Below are 11,073 nucleotides of genomic sequence, written 5' to 3'. Positions count from 1 at the left end.
CTCGGCGGACGCTCCACCGCCGATGTCGAGGAAGTTGGCGGGCTTCACGTTGCCGTGCGCCTCGCCGGCGTAGGCGACGACGTCGAGGGTCGACATGACCAGTCCGGCGCCGTTGCCGATGATCCCGACCTCGCCGTCGAGCTTGACGTAGTTGAGGTCGTTCTCCTTGGCCTTGGCCTCGAGCGGATCGGCCGCGTCCTTGTCCTCGAGGGCGGCGTGGTCCGCGTGGCGGAACCCGGCGTTCTCGTCGATGGTGACCTTGCCGTCGAGGGCGACGATGTCACCGGCACCGGTCTTCACGAGGGGGTTGACCTCCACGAGCGTGGCGTCCTCCTTCACGAAGACGTCCCACAGCTTGAGGATGGTGGCGACGACACCCTGGCGCAGTTCGGGGGCGAACCCCGCGGCGTCGACGATCTCCTCGGCCTTGGCCTGGTCGATGCCGGTGCCGGCGTCCACCGAGATGCGTGCCAGCGCCTCGGGGCGTTCGACGGCGAGCTGCTCGATCTCCATGCCGCCCTCCACCGAGCACATGGCCAGGTAGTTGCGGTTGGACCGGTCGAGCAGGACGGAGAAGTAGTACTCCTCGGCGATGTCGGCGCCCTGCGCGATCATCACCGTGTGGACCGTGTGCCCCTTGATGTCCATCCCGAGGATGTCCGAAGCATAGGAGAAGGCCTCGTCGGGGGTCTTGGCGACCTTCACGCCGCCGGCCTTGCCACGACCGCCCACCTTGACCTGGGCCTTGACGACGACGACGCCGCCGATCTTCTCGGCTGCTGCCTTTGCTTCTTCTGGGGTGTGCGCCACGATGCCGGCGAGCACGGGAACTCCGTGTGCCTCAAAGAGATCGCGCGCCTGATATTCAAACAGGTCCACGGGCTAGAGTCCTTCTACGTCGAAGTAGGTTTACACAAGGGACTTTAGCCCCTCGGGCCGGAGGCCTTTCCCAGACTATCGGTTTAGTGAGTAAGGCCACAGTTCTATCCGGTGTAGAAATCCGGCCCGGGATCGTTGACGTTTTTTCCTCCCGGTATGATGCCGCGAACGGCGTCAGGCCACCTTCGTCAGGGGTGCGTAGCGCAGCAGCAGCCGCTTCTCGCCGACGTCGAACCGCACCTTGGCCACGGTCTTGTCGCCGGCGCCCTCGACGGACAGGACAGTGCCGTTGCCGAAGCTCGCGTGGTTGACGTGGTCCCCGACCGCGACGGACACCACTTCCTTCTGCGGCTGCACGCGTCCCACGCTCTTCGAGGGAGCCGCGGCGCTGCCGGTGAAGCCGCCACCGCTCGCACCCCAGTAGGACCCGCTGAACCGCGGCCCGCTGATGCTCCCGCCGGACGTCCACGCCGGCTTCGCCGCACCCTCGCGCTTCCAGGAGATCAGCTCCTCGGGGATCTCGCTGACGAACTGGCTGGCCGGGTTGTACTGGCTCTGGCCCCACATGCTGCGGACCTCGGACCGGGTGATGTAGAGGCGCCGGCGGGCACGGGTCAGGCCCACGTAGGCCAGGCGCCGTTCCTCGGCGAGCTCCTTCGGGTCGGTGGCCGAACGCTGGTGCGGGAAGATCCCCTGCTCCATGCCGGTCAGGAACACCACGGGGAACTCGAGGCCCTTGGCGGTGTGCAGGGTCATGAGGGTCACGACGCCCTGGCGGCGTGCCTCCTCGACGGCGCGCTGCACGTCCGCCGCCGAGCCGTCGGGGGCGTCGGGGATGGAGTCGGCGTCCGCGACGAGGGACACCTGCTCGAGGAAGTCCCCGAGCGTGCCCTCCGGGTTGTCGCGCTCGAATTCGCGGACGACGGCGACGAGCTCGGCCAGGTTCTCCACGCGGGATTCGTCCTGGGGATCGTTGCTGGTCCGCAGCTGCTCGAGGTAGCCGGTCTGCTCCAGCACGGCCTCGAGGGCGGCGGACGCGCCGGACCCGCTGGCGACCTCCGCGAGATCGTCGACCAGCTTCACGAATCCGGCCACGGCGTTGACCGAGCGCGTGGCCATCCCGGGTGCCTGGTCCGCCCGCCGGAGGGCCTGCATGAAGCTGATCCGCTCACGCTCGCTGAGCGCCGCGATCGCGTACTCGGCACGGTCGCCGATGCCGCGCTTGGGTTCGTTGAGGACACGGCGCAGGTTGACGACGTCGTCGGAGTTCACCAGGACGCGCAGGTACGCGAGCGCGTCCTTGATCTCCTTGCGCTCGTAGAACCTGGTGCCGCCGACCACCTTGTAGGGCAGGCCCACGCGCAGCAGGATCTCCTCGATGGACCGTGACTGGGCGTTGGTGCGGTAGAAGACGGCGACATCACCCGGGCGGAGGTTCTCCTCGTCCTGGAGCCGGTCGATCTCCTCGGCGATGAAACGGGCCTCCTCGTGCTCGTTCTCACCCACATAGCCGACGATCTTCTCGCCGCTGCCCTCGGCGGTCCACAGCCGCTTCTCCGGCCGGTTCGGATTGCGGGAGATCACGGCGTTCGCGGCACTGAGGATGTTCTGGGTGGAGCGGTAGTTCTGTTCGAGCAGGATGGTCCGCGCGCTCGGGTAGTCGTTCTCGAACTCGACGATGTTGCGGACATCGGCGCCGCGGAACGCGTAGATGGACTGGTCGGAGTCGCCGACGACGGTCAGCTCCGCCGGGTCCTCGGAGGACTCACCCGGGACGCCGACGATCTCCCGGACGAGGGCGTACTGCGCGTGGTTGGTGTCCTGGTACTCGTCGACGAGGACGTGGCGGAACCGGCGCCGGTAGTAGTCGGCCACGCCGGGGAAGGCCCGGAACATGAACACGGTCTGCGCGATCAGGTCGTCGAAGTCCATGGCGTTGGCCTGGCGCATGCGCTGCGCGTACCCCGTGTACACCTCGGCGACGGCCTGCTCGAAGGGATCGGAGAGGCCTGCCTCCGAGGCGAAGGTCTCCTCGTCGATCAGTTCGTTCTTGAGCGCGGAGATCTTGTGCTGGATCGCCTTGGGCGCGAACTTCTTCGGATCGAGGTCCAGGCCCTTGGCGACGAGCGTGATGAGGCGCAGCGTGTCGGCGGAGTCGTAGATGGAGAAGTTCGAGTTGAGCCCGACGGAGGCCGCCTCGCGGCGGAGGATCCGCACGCAGGACGAGTGGAAGGTGGAGATCCACATGCGCTTGGCGACGTCGCCGATGAGGCCCTCGATGCGCTCGCGCATCTCGGCGGCGGCCTTGTTGGTGAACGTGATGGCCAGGATCTGCCCGGGGTGGGAACGACCGGTGGCCAGCAGGTACGCGATGCGGTGACTGAGCACACGGGTCTTGCCGGATCCCGCGCCGGCGACGATCAGCAGGGGCGACCCACCGTGCTTCACGGCTTCCCCCTGCTGGGGGTTCAGTCCCACCAGCAGTTCCTGCGCCCTGTGCTCGTCCACGCCGACGCGCGAGGGCACGTGTCCGGCGGCGGGATCGGAGTGCTCCGCCGCCATCGCCGCCTCGCGCGCGCGCTTCTTCTCGGCGGGCGTGGGCGGGGAGACGTAGGGATCGAAGAGCATGTCCATGGTGCTCCAATTCTAGGCGGTACCCCCGACACTCACCCGCCGCGCGCCGCCGTCGGGGCGATGCCGGGACCGCCGCCGCGTCGCCCATACTGGAGGGGTGGCGAAGACGAGGGCGCAGATAGCACGCAAGCATTCAGCCGGCGTACCGGCGGCGACACCCTCCGCACCCTCCACGCCGGCCTCGGCGGGGAGCCGGAAGGGCAACGGCAACCTCGTCCTGATCGCGGCCGCCGTCGCCGCCCTGTTCCTCTTCTGGTACTTCCACCTGCTGACACTGGGGCAGATGACGCAGCTGTCCGGAGGACTGACCATGCCGGACCTGATGATCGGCGGATACGACGCCGGGTACGTCCAGCGCCTGCGCGAGACGATGGACGACGACGCCCGCGGCCAGTTGAGCTACGTGCACCGGACCGCCGGCACACTGTTCCCGCTGATCTTCGCGTTCGCCTGGCTCCTGCTGGTCCAGCTCAACGCCGGACGCCGCTGGCTGCGCCGGCTGCTGTGGTCGCCGGTGATCCTCTTCGTCGTCGCCGACCTGTGGGAGAACATCGCGATCGACACGGCGCTCGCGGGCGCCGATCCCGGCACGGTGGCACTCGCCTCGGCGCTGACGGTCCTGCGCTGGGTGCTGCTCGCCGTCAGCCTCCTCGCAGGAGCAGTGGCCGTGTTCCTGCCGCGGCGCCTGCGCGGACCTGCGCGGGAGCGCGGACCCCGGGACGAAGAACGGGTAAGCTAGGACCGCCGGATCGGGAGCACCACGGATCCGAGCCTCTGTAGCTCAGTAGGATAGAGCGTCCCTCTCCTAAAGGGAAGGTCGTCGGTTCGATTCCGGCCAGGGGCACACGGCATCGAGGGAGGATGGGCAGCCGCGCCCATCCTCCTTCGTCGTCCGGCGGTAGGTTGGACGCCATGCCGGAACGGACGAGCCGAATGACCGACCGGGCGACGATCACCGTCACCGCCCTGTGCCTGATCGACTACCGCGGCCGCCTGCTGCTGGTACGCAAGCGCGGGACGACGCTGTTCATGCAGCCCGGCGGCAAGCCGGAGCCGGGCGAGTCGCCGGCGCAGGCCGGCGCCCGGGAGGTGTCCGAGGAGCTGGGCCTCACCGTCGCACCGCAGGACCTGACCCTGCTGGGCACCTGGGAGGGGCCGGCGGCGAACGAGGCGGACACCCACCTGGTCGCCACCGTCTTCCTGTGCCCGCTGACCGCCGAGCCCCGTCCTGCGGCCGAGATCGAGGAGATCGACTGGCTCCCCCTCGACGGGCCGCAGCACCGCGCGGATCTCGCCCCGCTGCTGACCGGCTACGTGATCCCCGCCCTGCTGTCGCTGCGCGGCTGAACGTCAGACGCCGGTGAGCGCCTCGGGCTCCTCGTCCACCGCGACGTTCTTCTGCACCGCGAACTGCGTGCGGTGCAGCTCCTCGTAGCGGCCCCCCACCGCCAGCAGTTCGTCGTGCGTCCCCCGCTCCACGATCGACCCGTCCTCGACGACGAGGATCAGGTCGGCGCTGCGGATGGTGGACAGGCGGTGCGCGATGACCATCGCCGTCCGGCCCTCGAGCGCCTCGCTCAGCGCGGCCTGCACGGCCGCCTCCGACGTCGAGTCGAGCGCCGCCGTCGCCTCGTCCAGGATGACCACCCGCGGATGCGCGAGCAGCAGGCGCGCGATCGTCATGCGCTGGCGTTCGCCACCCGACAGCCGGTAGCCGCGTTCACCGACCATCGTGTCCAGCTGGTCCGGCAGCGACCGCACGAGCGGCTCGAGCCGCGCCCGCCGGACGGCGTCCCACACCTCGTCCTCCGTTGCCTCCGGCCGCGCGAGCCGCAGGTTGGAGAGGATCGTCTCGTGGAACAGGTGACCGTCCTGCGTCACCATGCCCAGTGTCTGCCGCATCGACGCGAAGGTCACGTCGCGGACGTCCGCACCGGACAGCCGCACCGCACCGCTGTCGACGTCGTACAGGCGCGCGAGGAGCTGTGCGATGGTCGACTTCCCGGCACCCGAGGTGCCCACCAGTGCGACCGTCTGCCCGGGCTCGATCCGGAAGGACACCCCGTGCAGCACCTCCTCGCCGCCCCGGGTGTCCAGCGTCGAGACCTCCTCGAGCGAGGCGAGCGAGACCTTGTCCGCGGACGGGTAGGCGAAGCGGACGTCGTCGAACTCCACGGCCACCGGGCCCGCCGGCACGCTCCCGGCGTCGGGCTTCTCCTGGATGAGCGGCTCGAGGTCGAGCACCTCGAACACGCGCTCGAAGCTGACGATCGCGCTCATGATCTCGACCCTCGCGTTCGCCAGGCTCGTCAGGGGTGCGTAGAGGCGCGTGAGCAGGAGTGCGAGCGTCACCACCTCGCCGGTGTCCAGCTGTCCCGCGAGCGCGAGGAAACCGCCGAGCCCGTACACCAGGGCCAGTGCCAGCGCCGAGACGAGCATCAGCGCCGTGAAGAACACGAACTGCAGCATCGCGGTCCGCACCCCGATGTCCCGCACGCGCGCCGCGCGGACACGGAATTCCTCGGCCTCCTCGTCGGGCCGCCCGAAGAGCTTCACCAGGGTGGCACCGGGTGCCGAGAACCGCTCGGTCATCTGGGTGCTCATGGCCGAGTTGTGGTCGGCCGCCTCGCGGCGGAGGGCCGCGAGGCGGCTCCCCATGCGGCGCGCCGGGACCAGGAAGACGGGCAGCATGACGACGGCGAGCACCGTGACCAGCCACGAGGTGCTGAGCATGACCGCGAGGGTGAGGACCAGCGCCACGAGGTTGGTGACCACTCCGGAGAGCGTGCCGCTGAAGGCCTGCTGGGCGCCGATCACGTCGTTGTTCAGGCGGCTCACCAGCGCGCCGGTGCGGGTGCGCGTGAAGAAGGCGATGGGCATCTTCTGCACGTGGTTGAACACGGCGGTCCGCAGGTCGAGGATGACGCCCTCACCGATGCGCGCCGAGTACCACCGCGTCACGAGGGACACCGCCGCATCCGCGACGGCCACGAGCGCGATGACGACGGCGAGCCACACGACGGTGCGCACCTCGCCGCGGGCGACGATCACGTCGACGACCTGCCCGGCCAGGACCGGCGTCGCGACCGCGAGGAACGCCCCGGCCACGGACAGCAGGATGAACAGCAGCAGCTTCGACCGGTACGGCACGGCGAACGTGAGGATTCGGCGCACCGACTCCCGGGAGAAGCCGTGCGCACCGTTCTTCGCCGTCGAGATCTTGTACAGCGAGCTCCAGGCCGCGCCTTCCATGCTCATAGCGATTCCTTCCACGGATGCCAGTCCCGGCTCGGGTCCCGGGTTTCTGGACCCCCGCCGCAATACTTCGGAACAATAAGTGGATGCTCCGGTGTTCACCTCAGTAGTGTTCTACTCCGGTCCCGGTAGGGGCGGAGGTACGTAGGGTTCAAGCCAACCATGGCTCCTTCTATTTCCCCGCCCGCCGAGCCCGTCCACTCGAGACCAAAGGAAGTCCCATGACCCACCGCCTGTCCCTCCTCGGTGCCGCCGCAGCCCTCACCCTGGCGCTCGCCGGCTGCGGTTCATCCTCGACGCCCGCAGGGAACGGTGGAGCCTCCGAGTCCGCGGCCCCGACGTCGCTCCAGGAGATCCAGGACGCGGGCGTGCTCACCGTCGGGACCGAGGGCACGTACAAGCCCTTCAGCTACCACGAGGGTGGCAGCGGCGACCTGACCGGGTACGACGTCGAGGTCATCACCGCGGTCGCCGAGAAGCTGGGCGTGGAGGCCGAGTTCGAGGAGACGCAGTGGGACGCGATCTTCGCGGGTCTCGAGGCGGGCCGCTTCGACGTCATCGCGAACCAGGTCTCGATCACGGACGAGCGCAAGGAGACCTACGACTTCTCCGACCCGTACACCGTGAGCTCGGGCGTGATCGTCACGACGGCGGACAACACCGACATCACCTCCTTCGAGGACCTCTCCGGCAAGACCACCGCGCAGTCGCTGACCAGCAACTGGTACGAGCTGGCGCAGGAGGCCGGTGCCGACGTCGAGCCCGTCGAGGGCTGGGCACAGTCCGTCACGCTCCTCGAGCAGGGCCGCGTCGACGCGACCATCAACGACGAGCTGACCTACCTCGACTACCAGAAGACCAGCAACAACGCAGGCATCAAGATCGCGGTCACCACCGACGAGACCTCGGAGAGCGCCGTCGCGGTGCGCAAGGGCAGCACCGACCTCGTGGACGCCATCAACACGGCGCTCGGGGAACTGCGCGCGGACGGCACCCTCGCGGAGATCTCGGAGAAGTACTTCGGCTCCGACGTCAGCGAGTGATGCCGGCAGCAGGGGGCGGACCGCGCCCGTGCACGCCCGGCGCCCGGCCCGGAGGAGCTGACTGATGGACTGGGAGCTGGCGCGCACCTCGTTCTGGCCCATGGTCTCCGGCAGCGTGGTGGGAACCATCCCGCTCTCGCTCGCGTCCTTCGCCATCGGCCTCGCACTGGCGCTCGTCGTCGCACTGCTGCGCATCAGCGGACAGCCCGTCCTCGCGGGGATCGCCCGCTTCTACGTCTCCGTCATCCGGGGCACTCCCCTGCTGGTGCAGCTGTTCGTGATCTTCTACGGGCTGCCCTCGATCGGGCTCACCATCGACCCGTGGCCGAGCGCGATCATCGCGTTCTCCCTCAACGTCGGTGGGTACGCGGCGGAGATCCTGCGGGCCGCGATCCTGTCCGTCCCGAAGGGCCAGTGGGAGGCGTGCCACACCATCGGCATGTCCCGCGCGGTCGCCCTGCGCCGGGTCATCCTGCCGCAGGCGGCACGCGTATCCGTGCCACCGCTGTCGAACACCTTCATCAGCCTCGTCAAGGACACGTCCCTCGCGTCGGTCATCCTCGTCACGGAGCTGTTCCGGGAGGCCCAGCAGATCGCTGCCTTCTCGCAGGAATTCATGCTGGTCTACGTCGAGGCCGCCGCGATCTACTGGGTGATCTGCCTGGTCCTGTCCAGCGGCCAGTCCGCGCTCGAGAAGAGGTTGGACCGCTATGTCGCCCACTGATCCCCTGCGACCGCACACTTCGGAGGGCCCCCTGCTGGAGGTCACGGCCCTGCAGAAGTCCTTCGGGACCAACCGGGTGCTCTCCTCGATCGACCTCCACATCGACAGCGGCCAGGTCGTCGCGCTCGTGGGCCCGTCCGGGTCCGGCAAGACCACGGTGCTGCGCTGCCTCAACGGCCTGGAGACGCCCGACGGCGGGACGGTCGCCTTCCGCGGCGGCCCGTCGGTGGACTTCGGCGCGAGGGTGACGAAGAAGGAGGCGCTGGCCCTCCGCGACCGCAGCGCCATGGTCTTCCAGAACTACAACCTGTTCCCCCACAGGACGGTGCTCGAGAACATCATCGAGGGTCCTGTCCAGGTTCAGAAGCGGCCCCGGAAGGATGCCGTTGCGGATGCCGAACGGCTGCTCGAACGCGTGGGCCTGGCCGCGAAGCGGGACGACTACCCGTTCAACCTCTCGGGCGGGCAGCAGCAGCGGGTCGGTATCGTCCGTGCCCTGGCACTCCAGCCCGACCTCCTCCTGTTCGACGAGCCGACCTCGGCGCTGGATCCGGAGCTGGTGGGCGAGGTCCTCACGGTGATCAAGGAGCTGGCCGAGGAGAAGTGGACCATGGTGATCGTGACGCACGAGCTGGCGTTCGCCCGGGAGGTCGCCGACGAGGTGGTCTTCATGGACGGCGGCGTCGTCGTCGAGCACGGCCATCCGGACCAGGTGCTGCGCAATCCCCGCGAGGAGCGGACCCGCCGCTTCGTCCAGCGCCTGCTCAACCCCTTCTGACCCAGCGGCGTCGTGCACGGCTTTCGGGGCGGCGTCGCCCGGAACATCGGCGTGTCGCGCGTCGACACGCCCTCCTGCGCTGAACCGCGTGCACGACGCCGCACCCGGTCCGTCTCAGGGGGCGGGCTCAGGCCGCGATGCGGTCCGGGTGCGAGTAGCAGTTCAGTGAGGTCCCGCGGCTGAAGCCCACCAGCGTGAGCCCGGCGTCGTCCGCCAGGTCGGCGGCCAGCGACGACGGCGCGCTGACGGCGGCGAGCACGGGGATCCCGGCGAGCTGCGCCTTCTGCACCAGTTCGAAGGACGCCCGCCCCGAGACCTGGAGGACGGTCCCCCGCAGGGGCAGCATCCCCTCGCGCAGTGCCCAGCCCACCACCTTGTCCACGGCATTGTGCCGCCCCACGTCCTCCCGGAGGCACAGGAGCTCCCCCTCCGCGGTGAACAGGCCGGCGGCGTGGACGCCTCCGGTGCGGTCGAAGAGCTTCTGGCTCTCCCGCAGCCGGTCGGGCAGGGAGGCCAGGACCCCGAGGTCGATCCGCGCCGCGTCCTCCCGGAGGTCGAACCGTGAGGACTTGCGGACGGCGTCGATCGAGGCCGTGCCGCAGATGCCGCACGAGCTCGAGGTGTACACGTGGCGCTCCATCGCGGTGTCCGGGAGCTCGACGCCGGGCCGCAGCTGCGCCTCGACCACGTTGAAGGTCTGCCGGCCGTCCTCGTCGACGCCCGCGCAGTACCGGAGGCTGGGCAGCTGGCCCGGTTCCCAGACGACACCCTCCGACACGAGGAACCCGGCCACGAGGTCGAAGTCGTCGCCCGGTGTCCGCATGGTGACAGTGAAGGCGCTCCCCCCGAGCCGGATCTCCAGGGGTTCCTCGCCCGCCAGGACGTCCTCACGGCGTCCCGTCTGCGCCCCGATGCGAAATTTGGTGATGCGACGTCGCTGTGTAACCCGGTTCATCCGGCACTCCTTACCTCGGCCCTAGGATGAGGTTAGTTGACTCCGGACATCCCCTGGCTCGTCGACTCCGACACGAGGATGTGGACAGCGTGGCAACGAAGGCACCGAAGGACAATATCGACGAGACCCGGCTGACGGTGGGCGCCCGGAAGACGACGGCCGTGGGACTCCCGGCCGTCATCAACTCGCTCAAGATCTCGATCGACCAGATGGGACCCGTCCGGAGCGCGCAGACACTGCTCGCCGTCAACCAGGTGAAGGGTTTCGACTGCATGGGCTGCGCATGGCCCGAGGGGGACAAGCGCCACACCGCCGAGTTCTGCGAGAACGGGGCGAAGGCGGTCGCCGAGGAGGCCACGCGGAGGACCGTGCCGCCGTCGTTCTTCGCCGAACACGCCGTCCGGGACCTCCTGGACCGTGACGACTACTGGCTCGGCCAGCAGGGCCGGCTGACCCACCCGATGCTGCTCGACGAGGGCGGGACGCACTACCGGCCCGTGTCCTGGGACGAGGCGTACCAGGTCGTCGTCGACGAATTGGCGGCCCTGGACAGCCCGGACGAGGCGATCTTCTACACCTCCGGGCGCACCTCCAACGAGGCGGCCTTCCTGTACCAGCTGATGGTGCGCGGGATCGGCACGAACAACCTGCCCGACTGCTCCAACATGTGCCACGAGTCCTCGGGCTCGGCACTGAACGAGACCCTCGGCGTGGGCAAGGGGACGGTGTCCCTGCTCGACCTCGACACGGCGCCGCTGATCATCGTCGCGGGCCAGAATCCCGGCACCAACCATCCCCGCATGCT

At 69.1% G+C, this 11,073-nt stretch carries 10 protein-coding genes and 1 tRNA gene; 7 read left to right on the top strand and 4 right to left on the bottom strand.

The genetic code is table 11. The annotated features are described in order from the left end of the window. Together sucC and pcrA are read right to left on the bottom strand one after the other, a co-directional pair. Window positions 1–879 (bottom strand): ADP-forming succinate--CoA ligase subunit beta (gene sucC / locus CVO76_RS02675; protein ID WP_208740577.1); only part of this gene is annotated, 879 nt, incomplete at its 3' end. Window positions 880–1,053: 174 nt separating this feature from the next. Beyond that, complete coding sequence (gene pcrA, locus CVO76_RS02670) at window positions 1,054–3,513, bottom strand: DNA helicase PcrA (protein ID WP_208740576.1); 2,460 nt, start codon at window positions 3,511–3,513, stop codon at window positions 1,054–1,056. Between the two features lie 97 nt (window positions 3,514–3,610). Here pcrA and CVO76_RS02665 point away from each other — a divergent pair, with 97 nt between their 5' ends. The 3 genes from CVO76_RS02665 (at window position 3,611) to CVO76_RS02655 (ending at window position 4,860) form a co-directional block, all read left to right on the top strand. Continuing rightward, window positions 3,611–4,252 (top strand): hypothetical protein, encoded by a 642-nt coding sequence (locus CVO76_RS02665; RefSeq protein WP_208740575.1) that lies wholly within the window; start codon window positions 3,611–3,613, stop codon window positions 4,250–4,252. Window positions 4,253–4,283: 31 nt separating this feature from the next. Continuing rightward, window positions 4,284–4,357 (top strand) — tRNA-Arg (locus tag CVO76_RS02660). Window positions 4,358–4,446: 89 nt separating this feature from the next. Further along, window positions 4,447–4,860 carry an NUDIX hydrolase gene (locus tag CVO76_RS02655; RefSeq protein ID WP_208740574.1) on the top strand — a complete coding sequence of 138 codons (414 nt, stop codon included), beginning with the start codon at window positions 4,447–4,449 and terminating at the stop codon, window positions 4,858–4,860. Window positions 4,861–4,863: 3 nt separating this feature from the next. Here the strand turns inward: CVO76_RS02655 and CVO76_RS02650 are convergent, their stop codons facing one another. Further along, complete coding sequence (locus tag CVO76_RS02650) at window positions 4,864–6,771, bottom strand: ABC transporter ATP-binding protein (RefSeq protein WP_208740573.1); 1,908 nt, start codon at window positions 6,769–6,771, stop codon at window positions 4,864–4,866. Between the two features lie 218 nt (window positions 6,772–6,989). Here CVO76_RS02650 and CVO76_RS02645 point away from each other — a divergent pair, with 218 nt between their 5' ends. The 3 genes from CVO76_RS02645 to CVO76_RS02635 all read left to right on the top strand — a co-directional run bounded on the left by CVO76_RS02645 (window position 6,990) and on the right by CVO76_RS02635 (window position 9,313). After that, entirely contained in the window at window positions 6,990–7,811 is an 822-nt protein-coding gene (locus CVO76_RS02645) for an amino acid ABC transporter substrate-binding protein (RefSeq protein WP_133083176.1), read from the top strand. A 64-nt stretch (window positions 7,812–7,875) separates the two neighbouring features. Further along, a complete protein-coding gene (locus tag CVO76_RS02640) occupies window positions 7,876–8,535 on the top strand; it encodes an amino acid ABC transporter permease (RefSeq protein ID WP_133083175.1) in 660 nt (219 codons plus the stop codon). Next, window positions 8,522–9,313, top strand: coding sequence for an amino acid ABC transporter ATP-binding protein (locus CVO76_RS02635; RefSeq protein ID WP_279628590.1), 792 nt, complete (start codon window positions 8,522–8,524; stop codon window positions 9,311–9,313). The genes CVO76_RS02640 and CVO76_RS02635 overlap by 14 nt, the downstream gene beginning before the upstream one ends. Before the next feature lie 127 nt (window positions 9,314–9,440). Here the strand turns inward: CVO76_RS02635 and fdhD are convergent, their stop codons facing one another. Then, a complete protein-coding gene (fdhD, locus tag CVO76_RS02630; protein WP_133083173.1) occupies window positions 9,441–10,268 on the bottom strand; it encodes a formate dehydrogenase accessory sulfurtransferase FdhD in 828 nt (275 codons plus the stop codon). Between the two features lie 89 nt (window positions 10,269–10,357). Here fdhD and CVO76_RS02625 point away from each other — a divergent pair. Beyond that, window positions 10,358–11,073 (top strand): molybdopterin-dependent oxidoreductase (locus CVO76_RS02625; RefSeq protein ID WP_208741678.1); only part of this gene is annotated, 716 nt, incomplete at its 3' end.

Source organism: Arthrobacter agilis, assembly GCF_002953615.1.
Taxonomy (GTDB): Bacteria; Actinomycetota; Actinomycetes; order Actinomycetales; family Micrococcaceae; genus Arthrobacter_D; species Arthrobacter_D agilis_B.
The sequence above is the reverse complement of the archived record's forward strand: the minus strand, read 5'-3'. Positions and strand labels throughout refer to the sequence as shown.